18 protein-coding genes are annotated in these 26254 nt (G+C 35.6%); 6 read left to right on the plus strand and 12 right to left on the minus strand.

Annotated elements, in window-relative coordinates; translation table 11 throughout:
- Positions 1-62: 62 nt before the first annotated feature.
- From ACQUQZ_RS09610 to ACQUQZ_RS09620, 3 genes are all read left to right on the plus strand, one after another.
- Entirely contained in the window at positions 63-2330 is a 2268-nt protein-coding gene (locus tag ACQUQZ_RS09610) for a molybdopterin cofactor-binding domain-containing protein (protein ID WP_435354668.1), read from the plus strand.
- Between the two features lie 104 nt (positions 2331-2434).
- Positions 2435-2902: a (2Fe-2S)-binding protein gene (locus ACQUQZ_RS09615; protein WP_435354669.1), complete on the plus strand. Its 468-nt coding sequence runs from the start codon at positions 2435-2437 to the stop codon at positions 2900-2902.
- 9 nt (positions 2903-2911) lie between these two features.
- Positions 2912-5158 (plus strand): molybdopterin cofactor-binding domain-containing protein, encoded by a 2247-nt coding sequence (locus ACQUQZ_RS09620; protein WP_435354670.1) that lies wholly within the window; start codon positions 2912-2914, stop codon positions 5156-5158.
- A 133-nt stretch (positions 5159-5291) separates the two neighbouring features.
- Here ACQUQZ_RS09620 and ACQUQZ_RS09625 read toward each other — a convergent pair whose 3' ends face one another.
- The 7 genes from ACQUQZ_RS09625 to ACQUQZ_RS09655 all read right to left on the minus strand — a co-directional run bounded on the left by ACQUQZ_RS09625 (position 5292) and on the right by ACQUQZ_RS09655 (position 12232).
- Entirely contained in the window at positions 5292-6122 is an 831-nt protein-coding gene (locus ACQUQZ_RS09625) for a fumarylacetoacetate hydrolase family protein (protein WP_435354671.1), read from the minus strand.
- 85 nt (positions 6123-6207) lie between these two features.
- The gene (locus ACQUQZ_RS09630; protein WP_435357647.1) at positions 6208-7437 is read right to left on the minus strand and encodes a mandelate racemase/muconate lactonizing enzyme family protein; all 1230 of its coding nucleotides are present in this window, start codon (positions 7435-7437) and stop codon (positions 6208-6210) included.
- Between the two features lie 219 nt (positions 7438-7656).
- On the minus strand, positions 7657-8604 hold the full coding sequence (locus tag ACQUQZ_RS09635; RefSeq protein ID WP_435354672.1) for an RraA family protein: 948 nt from the start codon (positions 8602-8604) through the stop codon (positions 7657-7659).
- A 64-nt stretch (positions 8605-8668) separates the two neighbouring features.
- Entirely contained in the window at positions 8669-9601 is a 933-nt protein-coding gene (locus tag ACQUQZ_RS09640) for a bile acid:sodium symporter family protein (protein WP_435354673.1), read from the minus strand.
- A gap of 453 nt (positions 9602-10054) precedes the next feature.
- Positions 10055-10522 (minus strand): cyclophilin-like fold protein, encoded by a 468-nt coding sequence (locus tag ACQUQZ_RS09645; protein ID WP_435354674.1) that lies wholly within the window; start codon positions 10520-10522, stop codon positions 10055-10057.
- Positions 10523-10537: 15 nt separating this feature from the next.
- Complete coding sequence (locus ACQUQZ_RS09650; protein ID WP_435354675.1) at positions 10538-11125, minus strand: sugar O-acetyltransferase; 588 nt, start codon at positions 11123-11125, stop codon at positions 10538-10540.
- A 219-nt stretch (positions 11126-11344) separates the two neighbouring features.
- On the minus strand, positions 11345-12232 hold the full coding sequence (locus ACQUQZ_RS09655; RefSeq protein ID WP_435354677.1) for a helix-turn-helix domain-containing protein: 888 nt from the start codon (positions 12230-12232) through the stop codon (positions 11345-11347).
- Between the two features lie 163 nt (positions 12233-12395).
- Here ACQUQZ_RS09655 and ACQUQZ_RS09660 point away from each other — a divergent pair, with 163 nt between their 5' ends.
- From ACQUQZ_RS09660 to ACQUQZ_RS09670, 3 genes are all read left to right on the plus strand, one after another.
- Positions 12396-13175, plus strand: a complete 780-nt coding sequence (locus tag ACQUQZ_RS09660) for a hypothetical protein (protein ID WP_435354678.1) — start codon at positions 12396-12398, stop codon at positions 13173-13175.
- A gap of 121 nt (positions 13176-13296) precedes the next feature.
- Positions 13297-15690 carry an alpha-L-rhamnosidase N-terminal domain-containing protein gene (locus ACQUQZ_RS09665; RefSeq protein ID WP_435354680.1) on the plus strand — a complete coding sequence of 798 codons (2394 nt, stop codon included), beginning with the start codon at positions 13297-13299 and terminating at the stop codon, positions 15688-15690.
- Positions 15691-15701: 11 nt separating this feature from the next.
- Positions 15702-17366: a carboxylesterase/lipase family protein gene (locus ACQUQZ_RS09670; RefSeq protein WP_435354681.1), complete on the plus strand. Its 1665-nt coding sequence runs from the start codon at positions 15702-15704 to the stop codon at positions 17364-17366.
- A 95-nt stretch (positions 17367-17461) separates the two neighbouring features.
- Here ACQUQZ_RS09670 and ACQUQZ_RS09675 read toward each other — a convergent pair whose 3' ends face one another.
- The 5 genes from ACQUQZ_RS09675 to ACQUQZ_RS09695 form a co-directional block, all read right to left on the minus strand.
- A complete protein-coding gene (locus ACQUQZ_RS09675; RefSeq protein WP_435354682.1) occupies positions 17462-20590 on the minus strand; it encodes an efflux RND transporter permease subunit in 3129 nt (1042 codons plus the stop codon).
- 100 nt (positions 20591-20690) lie between these two features.
- Entirely contained in the window at positions 20691-21746 is a 1056-nt protein-coding gene (locus tag ACQUQZ_RS09680; RefSeq protein WP_435354683.1) for an efflux RND transporter periplasmic adaptor subunit, read from the minus strand.
- 12 nt (positions 21747-21758) lie between these two features.
- Complete coding sequence (locus ACQUQZ_RS09685; protein ID WP_435354684.1) at positions 21759-23120, minus strand: TolC family protein; 1362 nt, start codon at positions 23118-23120, stop codon at positions 21759-21761.
- A 76-nt stretch (positions 23121-23196) separates the two neighbouring features.
- Positions 23197-23628, minus strand: coding sequence for a MarR family winged helix-turn-helix transcriptional regulator (locus ACQUQZ_RS09690; RefSeq protein WP_435354685.1), 432 nt, complete (start codon positions 23626-23628; stop codon positions 23197-23199).
- Between the two features lie 133 nt (positions 23629-23761).
- Positions 23762-26197, minus strand: a complete 2436-nt coding sequence (locus tag ACQUQZ_RS09695) for a TonB-dependent receptor domain-containing protein (RefSeq protein ID WP_435354687.1) — start codon at positions 26195-26197, stop codon at positions 23762-23764.
- Positions 26198-26254: the final 57 nt, after the last annotated feature.

Below are 26254 nucleotides of genomic sequence, written 5' to 3' on the forward strand. Positions count from 1 at the left end.
TCGGAAAGTTCCTATTAATTTTAGGTGAATTTTTCTATATTTACTTAAAAAATTAATAAAATATGGAGAGTCAAAGCCGTCGTTCATTTCTTAAAGCATCCGCCCTTTCTGGAGGTGGTTTTATGCTTGGCATTAGTTTCTTATCAAGCTTTAAAACGTTTGGAAAGACAATTGAAAATATTGATGAAATTGATGCCGTTGTTCGTGCCCTCACGAACGACTCTTCGGGCTTCAACGAATTAAACGGCTTCGTCAAAATTACTGCCGATAATATCATCAAAATTATGTCACCCAATCCAGAGGGTGGACAAGGTGTAAAAACCGCTATGCCGATGATTGTAGCAGAAGAATTGGACGTTGATTTTTCTAAAATCGTCATTGAACAAGCAGATTTAGACACCAAACATTTTACCCGACAATTTATTGGTGGTAGTCAGGCTATTCATCAAGGTTGGCAAATCCTTCGCACGGCGGGTGCTACTGCTCGCCAAATGTTATGTGAAGCCGCTGCCAAAACATGGAATGTCCCCGTAGAAGAAATAAGTACCGAATTGGGAATTTTGTATCATAAAAAGTCTGGAAAAACAGCCAAATATGGCGATATGGCTACTGCTGCGGCACAAATTCCTGTTCCGAAAGATGTGAAATTGAAAAACGTCAAGGATTTCAAAATAGTAGGAAAAAGCAAACGAAATATTGATTTAGAAAAAATAGTAACTGGCAAACCATTATTTGGTATTGATACTAAAAAAGAAGGAATGCTCATTGCTATGATAGTGCATCCACCTGCTTTTGGTCTGAAATTCAAATCAGTTGTCAATGACGCAACGGTAAAGAAGATGAAAGGCGTAAAAGATATTTTTCCAATCAAAATTTTCAATGATGGCTATGAAAAAACGTTTTTTGATACCACAACTTTTAATGAAGTAGTGGCATTAGTAGGTAACAGCACGTGGGAAGTAATGCAAGCAAAAAAAGCTTTACAAATTTCTTGGCAACCTATCGAAAGCTATACCCAAAATCGTAATATGTTAGGTCGAAAAATGGTAGAGAAAATCCCTGCTGGTTTAGAAGACTCGATCGAACATAAAGCAAAGCTGGCTGAAAGAATGGCACAACCTGCTACGGTTCGTCGGAAAGATGGAGATATAGAAGCTGCTTTCAAAAATGCAGCAAAAACCATCGAACGTACCTACAATGCACCATTTTTGGTTCATAATTGTATGGAACCCATGAACTTCTTTGCTCATGTAACCGATGAAAAAGCTGAGCTTTCGGGACCATTGCAGAAACCCGAATTTACCGAACAAGCCCTTTCTGCTCGTCTGGGAATGCCTTTGGAAAAAATTGATATTAAAATGACTCGCTTGGGTGGCGGTTTTGGTCGTCGTTCTTACGCACATTGGTTGATTGAAGCCGCATTGATTTCGCAAAAAGTGAAAGCACCAGTAAAGCTCATTTATACCCGTGAAGATGATATGACCTCGGGTATTTATCGCTCTACCTATTCCGCTCATTATCGAGCGGCTCTTGATGCTAATAATAATTTGATTGGTTTTCATGTAAAAGCAGGTGGTACGCCCGAATCACCTCTATATCCCAATCGTTTTCCTGCAGGAGCAGTTGATAATTATTTGGCTGAAGATTTTACGATTGATTCAAATATCACGGTTGGTTCATATAGAGCTCCACGCTCTAATTTTATGGCAGCGGCCGAACAATCGTTTTTGGATGAAGTTGCTGAAGCAGCAGGCAAAGACCCAATCGCTTTTCGTTTGGAATTATTAAAACGTGCCAACGAAAAACCAGTAGGCAAAAATAATGAATATGAACCCGAACGTTTTGCAAAAGTCTTGGAGTTAGTTAAGGAAAAATCAAATTGGGAAACCATAAAAACCACCAAAAAATTAGGATTTTCTGCCTATTTCTGTCATGATTCTTATGCTGCCCACGTACTTGATTTAGAAATAAAAGAAGGCTCGCCAATTATCAACAAAGTTTGGTGTGCCATTGATTGTGGCATTGTTATTAATCCAGGGGCGGCCAAAAACATGGCAGAAGGGGGCATCGTTGATGCTGTTGGAGCATCTATGTACGGAAAAATGGCTTTTACGAAAGGCGTGCCTGATGCGAGTAATTTTCATAATTATCGCATGATTCGCCACAATGAAGCACCTAAACAAATTGAAATACACTTTGTAGAAAACACCATTGATCCTTCGGGTATGGGCGAGCCAGCATATCCACCTGTATATGCTGCTTTAGCAAATGCCTTATACAAAGCTACTGGCAAGCGGTTTTACAATCAGCCTTTTGGCGAAAGTTTGTAGTTTACAAATTATTAAATGTTTGAAATTCGTAAGTTTTCATTTGAAAAACATTATTTATCACTGGTTTATTCATATATTTTTGTTAAATCTTAAAATACAACATTATGGCAAAATATTCTTTAAAAATAAACGGAAAAACTCAACAAGTAGATGTTGACCCATCAACTCCGATTCTTTGGGTTTTACGTGACCACCTTAATATGCCAGGCACTAAGTTTGGCTGTGGTATGGCTCAATGTGGTGCTTGCACAATTCATTTAGATGGAAATGCCACACGATCATGTGTGTTGCCTGTTTCAGCTATTGGAAAATCCTCCATTACTACTATCGAAGGGCTTTCTGAAAATGGTACACATCCAGTTCAAAAAGCATGGTTAGAACATGATGTTGCTCAATGTGGTTATTGTCAAGGTGGACAAATCATGTCGGCAACGGCTTTACTCAAAAGTAATCCAAAACCAACAGATGAGGATATTGACAACGCCATGAGTGGGAATATCTGTCGTTGTGGAACATATTTGAGAATTAAAGAAGCAATCAAAACAGCTGCCAAAACATCAAACGCTAAATAAGAAAAGACTATGGAAAATATAAAATCACAAAGTAGAAGAGATTTTTTAAGGTCTTCTGCATTGGCAGGAGGCGGACTGATGCTTAGTTTTAGTTGGTTTTCGGAAGCAAAAGCTACCGAGAAAGTCGCCCAATTGAACCTTCCCGAACAATGGTCCGAATTAGCAGCATACATCAAAATTACTCCTGATAATGTTATTAAAATTCTTTGTCCAAACCCAGAATTTGGACAAAATGTAATGACATCACTACCAATGATGGTGGCAGAAGAATTAGATTGTGATTGGAAAAATGTAGTAGTTGAAATGGGTACACACGACAACGTGAAATACGGCCCACAATTCACAGGTGGAAGTAATTCAATAAGAATGTACTGGAAACCTTTAAGAAATGCAGGAGCAGCGGCTCGAAAAATGCTTATCGAGGCAGCAGCTCAAACTTGGGGTGTTCCTGCAAACGAAATCATTACTAAAACAGGTGTTTTATCGCATTCAAGTGGTAAATCGGCAAAATATGGCGAAATGTCTGCCAAAGCAGCTACCATTGCTGTTCCGAAAGATGTGAAGTTGAAAGCTCCTAAAGATTTTTCGATTGTAAGAAATTCAAAGAAAAATTCAGAAGGATTGAAAGTTGTTACTGGCAAGCCCCTTTTTGGAATGGATTACCGAGTAGATGGCATGTTGATTGCCATGATTCAACATCCACCTGCATTTGGTATGAAGTTAAAATCTTTTGATGCCACCGACGCTAAAAAAATGCCTGGTATCAAAGATGTTTTTAGTTTTAAATTATATGATGATGGTTTTGAGCAAGGGGGCTTTGATACTCGTTCGTTCAATGAATTGTTAGTGGTTGTTGGAAATTCAACTTGGGAAGTAATGAATGCTCGCAAGAAACTCATTGTAAATTGGGAACCAACTGGTGATATAAAAGATACCATGAGCGGGAGAGGCGGAAAGCGAGAAGTTACCGTGCCAGGTAGATTAGAAACGACAAGTGCTCAATTTGAAATGATGGCTGAATACGCTAAAAAGCCAGCTCAGCAGTTAAGAAAAGACGGCGACCCAGAAGCTGCATTCAAAAATGCCGCTCAGATTATAGAACGTACTTATAATGCTCCATTTTTGGCACATAATACAATGGAGCCAATGAACTTCTTTGCCCATGTGCAAGATGATAAAGCTTTGGTGGCTGGACCATTACAAGCACCTGGTTGGATGGAGCCTACCCTTGTCAAACTCCTAAACTTACCTGCTGATAAAATTGAAATTCAGATGACAAGAATGGGTGGTGGTTTTGGTCGTAGAGCTTACGGTTGGTATGTGTATGAAGCTGCTCGTATCTCACAAAAACTGAAAGCTCCAGTAAAGTTGATATACACCCGTGAAGACGATATGACCTACGGAATTTACCGTCCGATGTACACTGCAACCTATCGTGCAGCACTCGATGCCAATAAAAATCTGATTGGTTTTCATGTAAAAGGTGGTGGTATTCCTGAAAACCCTGTTCATGCCAATCGTTTCCCAGCAGGGGCAGTTGAGAATTATTTAGCAGAAGGTTGGGAGATACCTTCTAATATCACCATCGGTGCATTTAGAGCTCCACGTTCAAACTTTAATGCCGCCGCTGAACAATCGTTTTTGGATGAAGTGGCCGAAGCAATGGGAAAAGACCCAATCGCTTTCCGCCTTGATTTATTGAAAAAAGCCAAAGAAAATCCAATAGGTAAGAATAATGATTATGATGCCAGTAGATATATAGGTGTGTTAGAATTGTTAAAAGAAAAATCAGGTTGGGGCAAACCCGAAAATGCTGGCAAAAAACGAGGTGTAGCCGCTTATTTCTGTCATGCTTCTTATGCTGGTCATGTGGTTGATATGGTGATGAGAGATGGACAACCTTATGTTGAACAAGTAACGAGTGCTGTTGATTGTGGTGTGGTTGTAAACCCAGATGCTGCCCGAAATATGGTGCAAGGTGCAGTAGTTGATGGTATTGGCCAATCATTTTATGGGGCTTTGACGCACAAAGATGGTGCTGCCGAGCAGAATAACTTCCATAATTATCGTATGATTCGCCATAATGAAGCTCCTAAGAAGATTGATATTCATTTTGTAGAAAATGACATTGATCCAACAGGACTTGGAGAGCCACCATTCCCACCAGTGTTCGGGGCTGTTGCCAATGCTTTGTTTAAAACTACTGGAAAACGTTATTATAATCAGCCATTTTTATCTGATATAATAAAATCATAACAATTGTATGATTTGGCTAAACAGTAAGTTTGGATGACTTCATTTTGATTACAATAGAAAATTAGGTTGGTTAATTAACTTTTGAACTTTCAAGTTTTTTCAAAAGTTATTTGACCAACCTAATCTGTATTTATTATTCCACAGTATTGCTAAGTGTTCCAATACTTTCAATTGTTATATGAACAGTGTCGTTTTTGATTAATGAAAAGCTATCAGGTGGCACAATTCCAGTTCCAGTCATCAAGAAACAACCAAATTTAAAAGTACAATCAAAGGTTAGATATTTTACTAATTCTGGCAATTCTCTTTTCATTTGTGTCAGCCGAGTTGATTGCGAAAAAATAGTTTCACCAGCTCGTTCTATTTTGAGTAAAATTTCAGTTTCTTTTGAAATAGGTTCTTTCAGGATAAGTATTCCTGGTCCAATAGCGGCACTTTTATCGTACGACTTTGCCTGTGGTAAATAAAGAGGATTTTCTCCTTCAATATCACGTGAGCTAACATCGTTTCCTACTGTATAACCTGCAATTTCACCTGATGAATTTACAAAAAGCGTCAATTCTGGTTCTGGAACATTCCATTTAGAGTCTCTTCTAATTTTTATATTTTCATTATGACCTACGGTTCTGGCTGCGGTAGCTTTAAAAAATATTTCAGGCCTTTCGGCCGAGTAAACTCTGTCGTAAAAATCGCCACCACCTGCATCTTTTGATTCTTCCATTCTGGCAGTTTTACTTCTCAAATAGGTGACTCCCGAAGCCCAAATTTCTTGGGAAACGATAGGAGGGAGGAGGCAGGTTTCTAAATCAAAGTTTTCGATTGGCTTTGTTTCTGTGACATATTTTTCAAGAAAATCATAAAGATTAGGTTGATTTACTAAAGTGTCAAAGTTGTAATTTTTAACAGAAAAAAAATTGCCATTGTTTTCAATACAAGGGCCAAGTGAAGTATTATAAATTTTCATTGATAAGTTAAAAAAATTAAGAAATCGCATAAAAAAGACAAAAAAGTTGGGCAATTTGTATAGCTTTTTTGAAAATGAAATTGTATTATTCAAAAAATGGTACACCTGGAGTTGCATACTTCTTCATACCTTCCTCGTTGATTTCAACACCAATTCCAGGTACATCTCTTACTTTGATGAAACCATTTTTTTCAACCATATCGCCTTGAAACGTTACGATTTCTTTAAACATTGGGTCTTTATGGAAGTAAATTTGCCATTCCATAATCATAAAGTTAGGGACAGAAGCACATACATGGGCACAGGCCATTGCCCCAAGATAAGAGGCAACCATGTGTGGAGCAAAAGGTACATAATAAAGGTTTGCCAGATTAGCAATTCGCTGACCTTCGCCCAAGCCTCCGCATTTTTGTAAGTCAGGCATGATAATATCAACTGCCCCACTTTCGAGCAGAGGCCTGAACCCGTAAGCTAAATAATGGTTTTCTCCTGCACAAATAGGTGTTGAGGTAGAAGCAGTAATTTTTTTGTAAGCATCAGTATTTTCTGCAGGAATCGGTTCTTCCAACCACATTAAATTGAGTGGTTCTAATATTTTAGCAGCTTTTTCACCAGTTACCGCATCGTAGCGACCGTGCATATCAGCACAAATATCAATGTTTGGCCCTACCTCTTTTCTTGCAGCAGCCATTTGATCATACATCCGTTGTATTTCGGCTGGGCTGGCAGTCCAATTAAAACGGTCATATTTGTTTGGGTCATTGGCTTGGTCTAAATCAAATTTCACTGCTGAAAAACCCATATCAACGGCTTCTCGGGCAGCTTTGGCAAAATCTTCTGGTTTTGGCAATTGATTCTGATAAAGAGCTGTATCCATGTAAACTCTTATCGTATCACGAAATTTGCCACCTAAAAGTTGATAGACAGGTACACCTAATGCTTTTCCTGCCACATCCCAAAGAGCAGTTTCAATGGCTGTAAGCACAGAAACAAACATACCCGACTGTGCTCCTTCAAAGAAGCCCGATTTTCTAATTGACTCAAATAGACGGTTGACATTTAGCGGATTTTGTCCTTTGATTCTGTTTCCTAAATTTTTAACAAGATGGTATGTTCCCGGGGTAGCATCAACACCTTCTCCATGTCCAACTATATCTTGATTTGTATAGATTTTTACAAATAGACTATGTCCACCACGAATATATCCTGCCTTAATATCGGTGATTTTTAAGTTTGAAGGTGCAGAGCTTTTAGGAGCTTTGAAAATGGCGTTTTCATATTCGCTACCAAAACTTGCGAATGGACTGGCAGCCATCGCAGAGCCAATCGCTGCTTTTTGGAAAAAATTTCTTCTGTTCACTTGTATTAGCTGATTATGAGGATAACCTCGATTGATTGAATAAATATTGTTTGAAATCCTAAAATGACGAGTAAATCGAATTCTAATATAGAATTAAAATAAACTAAAAATTTGTAATTAATTGATAATCAGTATTTTAAAGTTCGATATCTTCAACCTAAATCGTCATACTACTTACCATGTTCTTTCCTTCAAAATTTCTTGAATTTGTTCGGGAGCAACTGGTAATTCATTGATATGGTCTTTGAGCCATTGAGAAAAGTCTTTTTCAATATCTGCCGACCAACGAGTATCAATTTGACCTGTGGTATATTTGCCCTCTTTGAGACGTTGATGACTGAATTGATCTCTCAAACGAACCACTTCTGAAGATTTTACCACTTCTTCTGCCAAATGAGGTGGGATGAAAATAACTCCACCTTCACGACCAAGTACTACATCTCCAGGCATACATATGGCATTACCGATTTTGGTTGGTTGATTGATTCCAACCAAAGTAGTGTTTAATCCACCAGGTTGATTAGGCGAGTTTAAATGATGGCTCGGGTGATAGCTTCTAAAAAATGAAGTAAAACCTCCAATCTCGCGTAATCCACTTAAATCTCGAATCGCTCCTTCATAAACGATACCGTTGCCTGTACGGTTAAAAATGGCATTGCCAAGATTATCGCCAATCGTTGGCCCATCTTCGTAAGCATTAAATTGGTCAACTACGTACACATCTCTTTTTACAAGCGTTTCAATCACCCAAGTATTTTGAGCTTTCAGACGACCATCTTGTTTTGTCCCTTTATCATCAATTGCAGTTTGAATGTCGGGTCTGCCTGGCATAAAAATGGCGGTTACGGCTCGTCCTACCATCACACTATCGGGGTTGATAGTTTGCCAGTTTCCTTCGTATTGATGGCGATAGTTTTTATTTCGCAAAACTGCCCAAGCTTCTTCGTGCGTAACTTTTTTCATGCGATTCAGAATGGCATCAGGAACTTTTGGTCGGCCATCAGCAAATCGTTCCCCTTTCCACTCACGAGTGAGATGCAGTAAATATTCTTTTGAAATTTGTTGAGCATACAAGCTGGAACCGAATAAAATGAGTGTTGTTACAAGTAAGAATTTCTTCATTGAATTATAGTTTAGTTAGCTAAGAAAGGATTTATGAATAGTTTTTATGTTTGTACTTAAATTATTATTCTTGAATATTTTGCTTTTTACTCCAATAATTGGCTAATAATGAGCCTGTTACGTTCATTGTTGGGCCAAAAATTGCTGATGCCAATCCTACAGTTGCAATTTTCCCCATCTCATTGGCTAATGCTGAAGCCAAACCTGCATTTTGCATACCAACTTCTAATGCAACTGCTCTTGCATCAGCTTCATTAAGTTTTAAAAGTTTTGCCGAAAAGTACCCTAAAAAATAACCAAACACATTATGTACAATTACCACAATGATTAAAATTATACCCACAGATTTGAGCGAAGCTGCACCACTGGCTGTTACAACTAAAATGATATAGGCAATCCCTAACATCGAAAAGACAGGCAAAAAAGTAATGATTTTCTTTATAAATGCAGGGAAAATCTTATTAACCGCCAAACCTATCACAATCGGAATAATGACCAACTGTGCCATATCCCATAACATTTTCCAGAAATCTACTTCAATCAAGCTTCCTCCTAATACTTTCATCAGAAAAGGAGTAAGTACTGGAGCAAGCAACGTGGCCATTGTAGTGATAGTGATAGAAAGTGCCACATTTGCTTTCGCCATCAATGCCATGACATTTGAAGCCAAACCACTTGGACTACAACCAATTAAGATGATACCGGCAGCAATTTCAGCTGGAAAGTAGAATATTCGTGAGAGAAAAAAGCCTAAAAGTGGCATAATTGTAAACTGGCAAACGAGTCCAATAATTACTTTTCGTGGTGATTTGAATATTTCAACAAAATCATTGAATGTCATTGTTGCTCCCATTCCTAGCATGATTACCTGCAAAAATGGTTTAATAAATGTATTAAGTTTAATACCTGCGATACTATTGAATGTATCAGGGAAATTATACCCAATAATTACAAGGAGAATGATGCTTATGGTGTACCAGTAGTCTTTTATTTTCATATTTATGTTGAGTTAGGTATATTTCTGATGGGGATTTAGAAATATTGGGTAGGTTTAAAATAAATACATCCAGAATTAGAGTAACCAATTCTCGAATGTTGAATGTATATAATATTAATCTCGGCGAAGGTACAGTTAGTCTATTTGCAAAACTTCCAAATTTGAACAGTGTGAATTTTTGTAATTATTTTCATAAATAATTGAATTATTTCTACTTGAATTTGAGAGGAAAATTTTATAGAAATGCCATAGTTTTAGCCATAGAAATGGCTATTGTATTAAAACAATTTCCATTGTTTTTAGTAGATTAAAGAAATGTTACGATTATTTAAGGGCGATTATTTATGGGGAGGAAAAACGTGGTGGAGTCTTTACTTCTTAGAAAGACTCCGATAGAAATTGACTTATATCTTTATTTTTAATTCTTTTTGGAAATAGTCCTTTTACGAACTTTTATTTGTCTATCGATTCAAATGAAATTGTAACATTTCCTGTTCCGAGTGCAGATGCAAGCCCAGTGGCATCATCTATTTTGCCGATTTTCGTATAACTATAGGAAGTGGAAAAGCTTTTATAAAAAAGAACCAGTGTATTTGAACCATACAACATGAGGTCACCAGATTGAATACTTGCAGGAACAGAGGCGTTGGTTAAAAGGCTTTTTGGTAGTTGTGCATACTTTTCATTGGCATTAAGTTCATTCATTTTAAGTGTCAAAGGTAAAAGTTTAGTGAACTCAAATGTGGTTGAGTTATTTGATAGCGTGGCTTTGAAAGATTTTTCGCCAATTTTGATGTTTATATTTGTTATCATATTTCTTTCGATTTTAATATCATCTAAATTAGCATTATTCTTTCCACAAAATGCCAAACAAAGTATTATTGCAAATACAATTGGAAGAGATATAAATGTTTGTTTCATATTTGTAACATTTAATTAATTAACTTCATCCATTAAACCTGATAGATTCTTAATAATTTTGGCAGGAATACCAGCAACAACTGTATTGTCTGGCACATCTTTGGTTACTACCGAACCTGCTGCTACCACTGAGTTTTCTCCGATCGTTACTCCTGGTAAAATTGTTGCACTGGCTCCAATCCAAGCATTTCGTTTGATAAGTATTGGTTTTAATAATAGTGCTTTACGCTCTGAAGGTGCGGTAGGATGACTTTCTGTAATAAGACTCACTTTAGGTGCAATCATTACATCATCTTCAATGGTAATACTACCTAAATCAAGAAATGTACAATCGTGATTGATGAATATATTTTTTCCAAACTTAATATATCGACCAAAATTTGTATGAAAAGGAGTAAAAACAGTAGTAGTTTTATCTATTTCTGCTCCAATTATTTTACTTAACAGTTCTCTGATTTTTTCATCTTCTGTGGCATTATTTAATTCAACAACAAACTTTTTAGTCAATGAAACCGCTTCCATAATTTTTGAATACTCTGGGTCATCAAAGGAAATGATTTCACCAATTTGCATTCTTTCGAAAATATCTTTTTTTGTGGCCATTTTTTTTATTAAAGAGAATATTAAATTTCTAAATCAAAAGGCATTTTCCGATTACTTTTGTCCATTACCGCAAAAAAATGAATTTGCAAATGGTGCCTAAAAAATACCAAAACACGCCATTATCGGCTTTGCGTCAACTGGAAAGGTTTTCAAAATAATATTAAAATGTATGTTTTCATTATTGATCTAAATTATCTTGTAATAATGTTGTTAACCTTTTCAATTTAAATTTCTATATTCATGAGGTGTCATTCCAAATTTTTGCTTGAAATAGCGTGTAAAATGCTGTGGATATTTAAAACCAAGTTCACATGCAATTTCACTAATTGACCTATCTTTCTCAAATAACCTTTCTTTAATCAGGTCTAAATGTTTTAGTTGGATGTACTCTAAAGCTGTTTTTCCAGTTTCTTTTTTTACTAAATCCCCAAAATAATTGTGAGATAGACTGAGTTCATCTGCAAAGTACGCAACCGATGGTATGCCAATTTTTTGAAGTTTTTCGCTTGAGAGATAATTGATGAGCATTTCATTAAATTGCTCAATGATTGAATGCCCTACATTTTCTCTGGTGATGAATTGACGGTCATAAAATCGTTGAAAGTATTTTAATAATAATTCAAGATTAGCGACTATAATTTTTTTGCTATGCTTATCAATATTTTGTTTGATTTCAGCCTCAATATTAGAAAAACATATATTAACAGTTTCTCGTTCTTTTTCTGAAAGATGCAACGCTTCGTTTGATTTATAGCTAAAAAAAGAGTAATCGTTCATTTGTTTGGCTAATGAAGTGCCTTTTAAAATGTCACGATGAAAGATTAACGCCATGCCATAAGGCTGATGTAATTCACCTTCTGGTTCATTCGTAACGATTTGTTCGGGAGCAAAAAAAACAACCGTACCCTCATCATAATCATAATATTTTAATCCATATCTCAAATCTCCACACTTGCTATCTTTTATGATGATAGCATAAAAATTTAGCAAAAACTTACTTCTCCTAATCAAATTCGACTTGTTCAAATCTACTATACTTATCAGCGGATGTAAGGTTGGATTATTGAACGTTTCGTTATACTTTCTAATGGTATCGTAGGAAATCATTGACATAGAATTTTTATTAGAACCAAACAAACTTATATATTAAACCATTGTCTTGATTTAAGAACTGTGAAATTGGTAATAAATTCAGTGAAATTGATAAAATATCACTTTTTAAACTGCAGTAACTTTGTAAAAAAAACATTTTAAATACAATTAATAGCTAATGATTAGATTTTCGACTCTTAAAATTACATGTTTACTTATTTTTTCAACGCTTGTTAGTTTAGCACAAACACAAGACAGTACAAATACCCAAGCTGCGACTACCTTTTCGGGTTCAGTAGGATTGACTAATAATGGTTTTTCAATCATTCCTACTTTTTCATTAAATAACCCTGCTGTCATTATGAATTTTTCTTGGAGAAAAAAGCGGTTAAGCTTTGACCCAGATATTAGACTTGTACCAGATGCAAGTAAAGGTGGTTTATTATTTTGGTTGAGGTATAGGATTATCGAAAAACAAAAATTTAGTTTAAGACTCGGTACTCATCCTGCATTTACACTGATACATCGCAATGTTACTGAAAATGGTAAGACAACTGAAATTACCGAAATGCTAAGATTTCTTGCCTTTGAAATAGTACCAAATTATCAGATTACCCCAAATTGGGGAATTGGTGCAACTTATTTACAAGGTAATGGCCTCCAAAATCATGGACCACAATTGACACGAGTTTTGTTTCTAAATACCAATATTGCAAACATAAAACTGAGTGAAAATTTCAGGTTTCAACTAATTCCGTCGGTATTTTTCCTATATACAGATGGTTATAGAGGTAACTATTTTTCTGCGACGGGAATCCTTTCTAATAAAAAGTGGCCTTTTGCTTTACAATCCACCATAAATCAAACTTTTAAATCGGATGTGCCTAATAATCAGAATTTTATGTGGAATGTAATGGTGAGTTACAACTTTAGTAAGAAGATAATGCGTATAAAATAATTAAAATTTGTGACATTTGGCAGAAGAGTACAGTAAGGTTTTTAATGATATATTGCATTATTTTGATATTAAATATTGTTATATGTGTTTATTAATACTCAAAAAATTCAACCTTAATAAAATGAAAAAAAAGTATTTGTTTAGCTTACTTATTGTTCTGCTGACTTCTATTCTTGTAAAGGCTCAGTTTGGTCCTCCAACTGGCGAACCAGATGTAATTAACAAAAGATGGCACGCCTATTGGATAACTGTACCAAGTGCCACAAATGATGGATATGGTGTTTATTTATTTAGAAAAACTGTTGAAATAGCTACTAAGCCTACCAAATTTATAATTCATGTTTCGGCCGATAATAGGTATAAACTTTTTATCAACGAGAAATTTGTTTCATTAGGGCCGGCAAGAGGTGATTTGAATCACTGGAATTACGAAACGGTTGATATTGCTCCTTATCTAAAAACTGGTAAAAATACCGTTGCTGCCCAAGTATGGAACGAAGGCGAATTTAAACCTGAAGCTCAAATTACTTACCGAACAGGTTTCATTTTACAAGGAGCAACTTCGGCTGAGTCGGCCATAAATACCAATAACTCTTGGCTTTGCGAAAAAGATAATAGCTATGCTCCGATAAGATTTAATGTAAGAGCTTATTATGTTGCTGGTGCGGGTGAAGTACGGAACTTCAGTAATCAAATTAAGAATTGGCAAAGCGAATCATTTGATGATAGTAGTTGGCAAAAAGCAAAACTGATTGGCTCAGGTGTTCCTAAAAATATTTTGGGAGCATTTGGAACGATGAGCGGTTGGATGCTCGTGCCATCAATTATTCCTCCAATGGAAATGAAAGACGAACGCCTCAATAAAGTGGTCGTTTCTGATGGAGCGATAACAATACCAGCTGGCTTTCCATCTGAAAGGAAGGAAATTACGATTCCCGCAAATACTGCTGCTAAGATTATTATAGATCAAAATTATTTGACAAATGCTTACCCAAATGCAGTTTTTAGTGGAGGTAAAAATGCTTCAATTAGTATAAAATATGCTGAGACAATGTTTAATAAATATCCAGCAAAGGGTAATCGTAATGACACCCAAAATAAGGACTTTTTAGGGCGAACGGATAGTCTTATTTCTGATGGAAGTAAACTTCAAAAATTCACAACACTTACCTATAGAACTTATCGTTACATTCAATTAATCGTTACTACGAAAGATGAACCTCTGATTTTGAATGATATTTTTGGGACATTTACAGGCTATCCATTCGAATTGAAAGCAAATACTACCAGTAAAGACCAAGAAATTAGTAATATTTTGACCATCGGCTGGCGTACAGCTCGCTTGTGTGCGACTGAAACCTATATGGATTGTCCTTATTACGAACAATTGCAGTATATCGGGGATGGTCGAATACAGGCTTTGGTATCGCTTTTTAATAGCGGGGATGACCGATTAGTGAAAAATGCCCTCAACCTTATGGATTTTTCACGTCAGCCCGAAGGCGTGACACTCAGCCGCCATCCTTCTTATACTCCACAATTCATCCCTACTTTTTCTTTATGGTATATAGGTATGTTGCATGATTATAGTCGCTATGGTAGTGATATTGATTTTGTGAAATCAAAAATTGGAGGAACTCGCCAAATTTTAGATTATTTCAAGACCTATCAACAAGCAGATGGCTCTTTAAAAAATGTACCACAATGGATGTTTACTGATTGGGTTGATAATTCAAAAGAATGGAGGTCGGGCATTGGGCCAATGAGTGAAAATGGCACATCAGCAGTACTTGATTTTCAATTGCTATGGGCGTATCAAGTGGCGACTGATTTAGAGTTGAAATTAGGAAATATTGCCTTTGCCACACAGTATCAGAAAGCTATCGAACAACTCAAAAAAACGATTCGAACTAAATATTACGATGCTTCTAAAAAGTTATTTGCCGACCGTGAAGAAAAAGATACTTTTTCTCAACATACTAATTCATTGGCCATTCTAACAGGTATTACATCGCCTTTAGAAACAAAAGAAATTGCTCAACAACTCATCAATAATAAAGATTTAGCTTCGGCTTCAATTTATTTTAAATACTATTTACACCAAGCTTTAATCAAAGCAGGTTTCGGAAATGATTATTTGAAATGGTTAGATAAATGGCGTGAAAATATTAATATGGGACTAACTACTTGGGCAGAAACGTCTGATGTAGATAAAACTCGCTCCGATTGTCATGCTTGGGGTTCGAGCCCAAATATTGAATTTTACCGTACAATATTAGGAATTGACAGCGATGGACTTGGTTTTTCAAAAGTAAAAATTACACCACATCTTGGGCAAATGACTGATATTGGTGGTAGTATTCCACACCCAAAAGGAAATATTTCTACTAACTATAAATTAGAAAACGGGAAATGGAAAATTCAGATTGAATTACCTAAAACTATTACAGGTAATCTTGTTTGGAATGGAAAAACAGTAGCTCTCAAAGAAGGTATCAATCAATTAAACCTCTAACCATCAAAGTAATGGCATCAATCATCAATAGAAGACAAGCATTATCTCAACTATCATTAACATTAGTTGGTGCTGCTTTTTCAACAAATGTATTTTCATCACAAAAAATATTTGGAGCTTCGTCTATCATCGAGGAATTTGTAAATGCTGAAACCAATTTTGGCAAAATAAAAGGATATCGAGAAAATGGAGTAAATATTTTTAAAGGAATTCCTTATGCGGGCAAAACATCAGAAGATAGACGTTTCCGCCGTCCTGCCCCGCTTGAACCTTGGACGGGAGTGAAAGAAACCCTAACTCTTGGAGCTCCAGCCATACAAAATCCAAGAAGAAATGAGCCTGCTCCTTCGGAAGATTGCCTTTTCTTAAATGTTTGGACACCAGCCAACGACCATAAGAAACGTCCAGTTATGTTTTATAATCATGGCGGTGGTTTTGTGATTGGCTCGGGTGGTTCAGGTGGACAAGACGGGGCAAATCTTGCTCGACATTTTGATGTGGTTGTCGTAGAAACCAATCATCGTTTGGGCTTATTAGGCTTTTTGTATTTAGATGAATTAGGAGGAGCTGATTACGCTGGTTCGGGTAATAACGGAATGTTGGATATTGTAGAAGGCCTAAAATGGGTGAACCAGAATATTGCCAATTTTGGCGGAGATCCAAATAATGTTATGATTTGGGGAGAATCGGGTGGTGGAGCAAAAACATCTTGTTTGTATGCAATGCCGTCGGCAGCACCTTATTTCAATAAGGCTTCGATTGAAAGTGGCCCAGGTGTGCGAATGACTCCAAAAGAAGTAGCAGCAGAAACTACATTGATGCTTTTAAAAGAGCTAAATATCGACCCTAAAGATTGGAAAAAGATTTTGGATGTGCCAGCCAGCAAATTATTAGAAATGCAAGGAAAACTTCCTTTTGTACCACCATTTGTTGAGAAAAATAAAAATCAAGGATTTATGAGAAGAAACTACGGCGGCTTTGGCCCTGTGGTTGATGGAAAAGCCTTGCCTAATAATCCATTTGACCCAACTGCTCCTGTGATTTCTAAGAATAAACCACTTTTAGTGGGTTGGAATGAAGATGAATGGGCATTTTTTGCTTGGGAAAGAAAGGAAACGGAATTTGCTACGTACGATTTTGAGGCCTTACACAAAAAATTTGAACCAACGTATGGTACAAATACGCAAAAAATAATTGACACTTACCGAAAAGCAAGGCCAAGTGCTTCAGCAGCAGATATTTACATTGCTATTTCATCAATTACGATGATGGGTTTAGGGTCGGTTGAAATTGCTGAGAAAAAAGTTAAACAAGGCGGGGCAAATGTTTATCTGTATAATTTTGGGTATAAATCTGAAGTGAAAATTCCAAATACAGATTATCCGATGGGGACTCCTCACGCAATGGATATTAGTTTTAAATTCTTCAATGAATCTGCTGATAAACCAAGTTTCTTTGGTGGAAACAAGCCAGAGAGAGTTACGGCCTCGCATAATTTCGCCGAATTATGGACCAACTTTGCAAAAACAGGTAAACCTTTTGCTAAAGATGCTCCAGAATGGAAACCTTATAACCTGAAAGATAGACCTACCATGCGTATTGATACCAAATTGGAGGTATTAAATGATAGATTTAAAGATGAATTGAAAGTTTGGCGTGAATTGGATAAACTGTAAAGAAAAAGGCTAATAATTTATAGAAAAGATTGTAGTATTTATCAACAAAACACAGAAGCCATGAATTTGGCTTCTGTGTTTTGTTAATATGTGATTTATTCATGCACCAATGCTGCCACTTTTTTAGCATTTCTTTTACTTGTAAGTCCTAAGATTCTATTTTTTAAGGACTCAATTATCATGTACATAGAAGGTACTAAAAATAAAGTAAGTAGTAGAGAGCTGCTCAAACCACCAATGATTACCCAAGCCATCCCATTTTTTACTTCAGCTCCTGAGCCTGATGCCAAAGCGATGGGTAGCATACCTGTAATCATCGCAATAGTTGTCATTAAAATTGGACGTAAACGTTCCTTTCCTGCTTCAATTAATGCTTCCCTCACCGAAAGACCTTCTGCTTTTAGATGATTTGTAAAGTCAACGATTAGAATCCCATTTTTTGCTACCAAACCCAAAAGCATAATCAGACCAACAATGGCAAAAATAGTCAATGATTCCATTGAAAGTGCTAAGGCTAATAATGCTCCAATTAATGCGACTGGAATAGAGAATAGTACTACAAATGGATAAACAACGCTTTCATAAAGTGCAACCATAATCAAGTACACCAACAAAATACCTAAGCCCATTGCTAAACCCAAGCTACCAAAAGCATCTTTTTGGCGTTGTGCTTCTCCTTGATATTCAATGATAACACCTTCTGGAATTTTTAATTTAGCAATTTGTTTTTGAATATCCGCTACAATCGTTCCAGTAGGACGACCAACTGCCGAAGCTGTTACTTTAATTGAATTCATTCGGTCGGAGCGTTCTAAAATAGCCTGACCTACCACTTCCGTCACATCAGCTACTTCATTGAGTTTGATGATCGCTCCTTTGCTATTTCTGAGAGTCAATTCTCGAATATTTTCGATAGAACGCTTTTCTGATTTTTCTAATGAAATATTGATGGGATATTCTTCACCCGATTGTTTAAATTTAGATTGGTCATTTCCTCTAAATGCTAATTGAATCGCTCCCCCAACTTCAGGAATACTAAGCCCAGCTTGTGAAATTTTATCACGATTTAATTGAATTGAAATTTCAGTCTTTGGACTTTTAGTACTAAATTCAACATAATCTGTTCCAGGCGTTTTTCTAACAATATCTTTCACACTTTGAGCAACTTCCTTAATTTTCTGCATATCAACACCTTTGATAGCAACTTGAATGGGAGCTTCACTGCCGCCAGTAATACTCACAGGTCTTAACACTATTTTTACACCAGGAATTTTTGTGATTTCATCTCTTATCATATTACCAAAAGCGTCAGTTGACATTTTACGCTTTTGCTTATCCACAAGCGTAACTGAAATTTCAGAAATATTTGAATTAGAATTTCCTGAACCCATTGCACCTGTTTGTGTACCGATATTAGCAAAAACTTTTTCAACTTCTGGTTTTTGAAGCAATAATTCTTCCACTTGCTTGGTTATCATATTGGTTTGTGATAGTGGTGTTTGTGAAGACATTTCAAGTTGAATGGCAAATTCACCACGATCTCCAGAACCAGCAAAAGCTGTACCGATAAACCCAGTTCCCAACAAAGCAATTGAGCCACAAAACATCACGAAGATGACAATTAGCACCCAACGCTTATGATTGAGCGACCAAGCTAACATTTTTCCGTAATCGGCTTGTAAACTATCGAGGAATTTCTCAAAACCAAGATTGATTCTGCCCCAAAGACTTGATTTACTCAAAATTTCGATTTTTCCCCATCTTGAAGCCAATAATGGTGTAAGTGTGAATGATACTAATAAACTCATTAATGTAGAGAAAACAACCACTAAAGAAAATTCTCTTAGAATGTTACCAATCAAACCACCACTCATTGATAAAGGTAAGAAAACCACAACATCCACCAGTGTAATAGCCAAAGCCGTAAAACCAATTTCTTTTCTTCCTTCCAATGCTGCATCAATCTTGTTTTTCCCCATTTCGAGGTGGCGATAAATATTTTCCAAAACTACGATACTATCATCAACCAAAATACCAACCACCAATGAAAGTCCCATAAGAGTCATTAGATTGAGTGAAAAACCAAAGACATACATCAGGATAAATGTGGGTATCATGGCCGAAGGAATAGCTACCAATACAAACATAGAACTACGGAAACTATGTAAGAAAAACAGCATTACACCTGCCACAATGATAATTGCTAAAAATAAATCATGTACAACCGCATCGGCCGATGCAAGTGTATAGACTGATTGATCGGCAGCAATATCATAAGTGAATTTCTTTGAAGCATATTCTTGCTCAATCTTTTTGAGAGATTCTTTCACTGCTTTACTCACATTTACTGCGTTAGCATCTGCTTGCTTGACAATTTCAATACCTATTCCAGCTTTACCATTATTTCTATTGAGTGTTTTGGTCTCGGTTTGCCCGTCTGTAATCATTGCAAGGTCTTTGAGTAAAACTCTACTACCATCGGCATTCTGACGAATAATAAGATTTCGTAATTCATCAATTTTTACAAGATTAGCATCCAATCTAATCGAAATTCTATTATTATTGCTTAAAACACTACCTGCTGGGAAGGAGCTATTGCTATTAGCAATCATTTGGTTTACTTGTGCCGACGAAATATTATAGGCTTGTAGCTTAGTATTATCAAGATTTACTTGAATTTCACGCTCATTGCCACCAATTAGTCGAACTGTACCTACTCCTGCAACGTTTGATAAAACAGGCTTAATTTTTTGGTCAATTAAATCATATAATTCAGGTTCTGACATATTGGCTGAGGCACTAATTCTTAATACTGGAATTTCATCAGTATTAAAACGATTGACTACAGGGTCATTGGCATCTACTGGCAAAGTCGATTTAATTTGGTTGATTTTTCGTTCAGCATCTCTTTGTGCATCAAGTGTATTGATACCTGATTTGAGTTGTACTGTAACAATTGATAAGCCTTCTGACGAACTCGAAGAAATTTTATCTATCCCTTCGATGGCAGAAACTGCCTCTTCGATGGGCTTTGTTACAACGTTCTGAATTTCATCAGAAGATGCTCCACGATAAACGGTCTGAACCATGATGACGTTGGCTTCAAATTTTGGCAATAAATTATAATTTAATTGCTTATAGCTGATAAAGCCAAACAGAATCAAAGTCACAAAAAAGACCGTAATCAACAAAGGACGTTTGATTGATATTTCTGTTATTGACATTTTCTTATTTGTTAAAATTGTGAACTGGTTACTTGTTATAGGCCAATTGTTCCTAATGAAGTAAATCTTTAATAACTAATAACCATTAACTAATAACCAATTATTTATCATTAGTTTTGATAATACTACTTCCGTCGGTCAAGTTGATTTGTCCGCTTGTTACTACCTCTTCGCCCGCTTCTAAACCAGCCACCACTTCAATGTTTTCGCCGATTTCACGACCAAGTGTAATTTTCTTTACGGAAGCTACATTGTTTTTTACAACATATACATAAGGATTTTTAACACCTTCTACTAAAGCTAATTTTGGTATTTGTAAAACCTTTGCTTTTCCACCCAAATCAAAGCCAACCATTACATAAGTGCCTGCTCTCAGTGCATTTGTATTCAATTGTAATTCAACTCTGTAATTATGATTTTCATCTCCTTTAGGAGAAATAAATTTAATATTTCCTGCAAAAGATTTATTAGGAAAAACATCTGAGGTGATACTTGCATTTTGTCCTAAACGTAATTGGTAAACATCTTTTTCATTCACAAAAACGACTGCTTTTAAATGAATATCATCAACAACCGTTGCAATCACCGAACCAGGACTGACAAATTCACCAGCCATCAATTTACGTGAAGTAACAATACCGCTGATTGGCGAAATAATATTGCCATCGCTTATTTGTTGTTTTACTTGTTCGATTTGCAAGCGTGTATTTTCGATATCATATTTGCTATTAATTACGCTTAATTCTGTACCTGCATTTCCTTTGAATAAGTCTTCATTACGTGCTAAATCTTTTTCTAATTTACTAAGTGTCAATTCATTAGATTTTAGATTGATCAGTTTTAGTTTTGATTCTAAACTCCCGATAACTTGCCCTTTTGCTACTCTCGTGCCTATTTCTATTGATAATTTTTCTATTTTTCCTTGAATTCCAGCGGCAATAGTAGCTTCGCTGTTAAGTTCTAAATTGGCAGGTAATACAACTTTACCATCGTATTCTTTGTAGTCGACCAAACTTGTGGAAACGGCTACGGCTAATTTTGTACGGTCAACAACTACTTTATTGGCTTCTATTTTTTTCTTATTTTTAGCAAGCGTGTAAGTAATGACGCCTATTACTGCTATTAAAGATATGGTGAGAATGAGCGACTTTTTCATTGATCTGTTTGATTAAAATTGATTAATATAATTTTTTAAGTTTCCTTTCGATTTTTCGTATTCAAGTCTTGTACTCAAGAAATTGATGAGTGAATTCATATAATTACTTTGAGCTTCTTTGTATGTATAATCAGCGTTCAATACATCTGATAGCATCGAAACCCCTTTTTGATATTCTAAACTACTACTTTCAAAAACTTCTTTAGCAAAATCAAGGTTTTCCTTATTAATTTTCAAATCTGATTGAGCCTTTTGAATCAGTGTGGCTGAGTTTTCAAAAGCCAATTGCATATTATCTGTGCTAATTTTCAAACTTGTTTTGGCATTCAATAAGCTTATTTCACTTTGTTTCAATTGACTATTTTTGCGATAACCACTGAAAATCGGTACATTTACTTTGAACCCAATTGATGAGAAATCAATCCAATTGGAGAGTGATTTGCCAAAATCATTGCCAAAACTCATGACACCATATCTACCATACATCGAAACAGCTGGCAAAAAAGCGGCTTGTTTTCTTTTCACATCAAGTTCTTGCAGAAGAATATTATTACTTTGAATCTTGTAGTCTAAAATATCCTTTACATCCAAAGCATTGTCTCTTTCGATTTGTGTCAGCGTTTCATAATTGATACTATCCAAAATACTTATGTATTCGTTTAATGACATGCCCATGACATTTTTCAAACGATTCAATGCCACACCTTTGTTGGCTTGAATGATTGATTTTTGTGATAAGATATTATTGAGGGTAGATTTTGTACGGTCGAAATCAGTCTTTTTGATGACGCCTTTTTCTAAACGTAGTTTTAAAATATCTAATAATTCTCTGTATTTTTTTTCGTTTTCAAGCGTGATTTTTTCTTGCTCCAAATAAACCAGCACTTGAAAATACGCATTTGCAGTATTATAGATAAGATTATCTTGGGTTTGTTCTTTTTTCAAAATTGCCAATTGGGTATTAGGCTCAGCTGCTTTCAGTCCAAGTAGCATTGATTTGTCAAAAATCACTTGGTCAAGTTGAGCCGTGGCATTGGTATTGTATTGATTACCAAACTGAATTCTTATTTCATTTGGACTAAAAGCTCCCGCAGGAATGACTGAAACCTGACGTTTCAAGTTGTCATCAAAGGTAATATTTGTACTTACTTGCGGTAAATATCCTGATAAAGCTTCTTTTGCTTTTTCATTTGCGGCCAAAATCTCATTGTTGGCGATGGCATTATTTAAGTGATTTTTTAAGGCAAAATCAATACAACTTTTAAGTGAAAGTGGTGTTCCCCCCAGTTGATTACTGGTATTCTGTTTTTGGCTAAAAGCAGTGATGGTGCCTATTTGCCAAACCATATAAATTAAAAAACTTAATTTTTTCATGTGTTTGATTAATTGAATTTTTCTAAGAATAAGTTGATTTTAATATAGTTGATTTGTCAACTATTTAAACAAAAATTTATGCTTCTGCGTTTTGTTTCAACTTTGATAAAACTTGTTTGAAAATTAATATTTCAGCATCCGAAATGTTCCACATAATAATTTCACCAAGACTCGTTATGACCGCTTTACATTTTTCCAATTCTGCTTCGCCTGCCTCGGTTAAGATAATATATTTTTTTCGACGGTCATTGGCATCATTTAAACGCTGTACCATTCCTTTTGCTTCCATTTGGTCAATATGACGCATAATTCCTGACTTATCTAACTGTAATACTTCAGCTAATTCAGATTGAATGGAATCTTCTTTCGACGAAATAATTTTAAGTAAATGAAATTGTTCTGGCGAAATAGACATGCCGTGTTTCTCAAACTCGGCTGCTGATAGTTTGTGTAATGCCCTAATCGTGCTGGCAAAAATGAATTGAAGTGAATCTTTATCTAATTCCATAAACTGTTGATAGTGATATAGTTGATAAGTCAACGATATAAAATTAGATAAAGTTTCATTCGGTGCAAAGTTTTTTTTAGTTTTTTATAACTTTTGACTGAATTTGAATTGTTTTAGTCAAAAAACTTGTATTTTAATTGCTAAAATCAACTTCTGGGCGAGTAGAATTTGAGTTTTTCTTTTTCACATTCGTCGTACTCTTGCGGTTGAGAGGGAGTTGAAGGGTTAATTTATAAAAACGGACTTCACGACGATTCATAGATTCTTGATATGCAGTAGCTTGGTCATAAATCGAAATTTGCCTTCTTGAATTAAAAATGTCATTAACAGTAAAAGCTATGCTACCTTTATTATTCCAAAATGTTTTACGAATAGCAAAATCAGCCGCACGAATGGGTTTGCGATAACCTTGTAAACTTGGCGATTTAGCATCATAATTTCCACTTAATTGTGCTGAGAGATTTCCTTTAAATTTATAAGTCAAGTTTAGTTTTGAGCGGGCAGTCCAAAGACTTTTTGAATAAGTATCAGTTTGAAGTGTAAAATTGAAAACATTCAAACTGGCCAAAACAGAAAGGTTTTTGACCGCATAAAATGTTATGGTATTCTCAAAACCACCTTGAATATCTACTTTTACATTGGTAAAAGTTGTTACCAAAATGGAAGGGTCGGTAGTTGATGGTTGCACAAAAGGCTTAATGGTATTATCTTCATAAATATAATAAGCGGACGATAACCAATTTGTTTTACCAAAAGATTTGTTGTAGTTGAGTTCGGCAGTATTGACAAACTCAGGTTGTAAAGCAGGATTACCAATGGTAATATTTTGTTTGTCGCTTGACTGAATTCCAATGAAAATTTGTCTCCAGCCAGGGCGACCGATTTTTCTGCTCAAATTAAGTCCGATTTCAGATTCTTCTCCTAATTTTTTGCTAATAGCAAATGATGGAAAGAATGCTTTTATCCAATTTTTTCCAGTGGTAGAAGGATAATAATAGCCAAAAGTTGTAGCTGGCTCAAATCTTGAAACGCCTTGTAAACTTGACTGTTCAATTCGCAAACCTGCCTGTAAACTGATATTGTGTTTTAATCGAGTAGTATAAAGTGCATAAAGTGCGTTGACTGTTTCAGTAATTCTGGCATTTTGCGAATAATCAGCAAGTAATTTGTAACTATTAGTAGCTTCTTGAAATTGATTAAAAAAATACTGTTGATCTCTAATATAAGTCAAACTTCGTAGCCCCAGCTCCCATTTGGTTGAATCATTGATAGGATGTGAGTAATCTAATTGAGCGACTAATTGGTTGCCAATGGTGTTGCCTGCAATCTTATCTTTTTCAGGTGAACCCACTTGGTTTGTACCATCAATATTAAGCGATGTTGTCAACCAATCGGCAGCGTTTGAAACATTATTATGATTATATCCAGAAGTAAAGCTAAGTGTTCTTCCTTTTTGTGGGAAATTGTGTTTCCAATCGAGTTCTAAACCTTTATTATTGAATGTATTATTTGGAGTTGTTCTACGTTCGCCATAAGTAGTTCGGATATGATTCGCATCAAAATTATCATAAGATTGGTTGGTTAGGCTATTAAACTTACCTAATACATAGATTCCAGCAATCGAAATCGTATTATTTTTATTGATATTATAGTCAGCAGCAATTCGGCTATTCTGAAAAACATTATTGAGTTTAATATTTGTATTTTGATTAAAATAGCTCGAAACTACACCATTATTTGAAAAATTGGTGCGATAAGCATAGTTGTCTAGCAAATTTTGAGTGGCATTAGCATTATAAAGTACAGAAAGATTCCATTTGCTTCGATTCATTTCGGCGTTCAACATACCATCAAAACGCCCAGCATTACCTATTCCAACACTGGCAGTTCCATTATACCCTGCTGCTCTATTTTTCTTCAATACCAAGTTTACTATGCCACCAGTAGCTGCGGCTTCGTATTTGGCAGAAGGATTAGAAATTACTTCTACTGATTCTATTTGATTAGCAGGGATTTGTGCCAAACTTAGTTGCGTAGGTTTGCCATTGATATAAATCGTTGCTGAAGAATTTCTCAAAATAGCACTGCCGTCGGCATCAATAGATAGAGAAGGAATATTACGAAGTAAATTTTCGGCAGTACCACCAATACTGGTGATACCATCAGATACATTAAATACCCTTTTATCCAAATTGAGTGTAGCAGTATTTTTTTGAGCTTTTACGCTTACTTCTTTTAATATAGAAGTTTCAGCTTGTAAAGAGATAATACCTAAATTATTGTCTTCGGGAATACGTATTGTCTTTACAACCTTCAGATAACCAACAAAAGAAATACTTAATTTTGCTTTACCAACGGCTAAATTTTGAATCAAAAATTCGCCTTTTTCATTTGTACTACTACCTATTTTCAAAGAATCTGTTCCAATTCTTGCTTGCGATACTAAAATTGAAGCAAAAGGCAGGGCTTCTTTGGTGGTGGCATCAATTAATTTCCCATTAATGCTATTTTGTGCAATTAACTCTAAGCTATAAAGTGATAAGGTAAGCACAATCAGTAAAATTCTCATATTTCTTTGGTATGTTTTTTACAAGTATAACCCTAAAAGGAAATAAATGTTCCTTTT

This window comes from Emticicia sp. SJ17W-69 (assembly GCF_051209875.1).
GTDB lineage: Bacteria > Bacteroidota > Bacteroidia > Cytophagales > Spirosomataceae > Emticicia.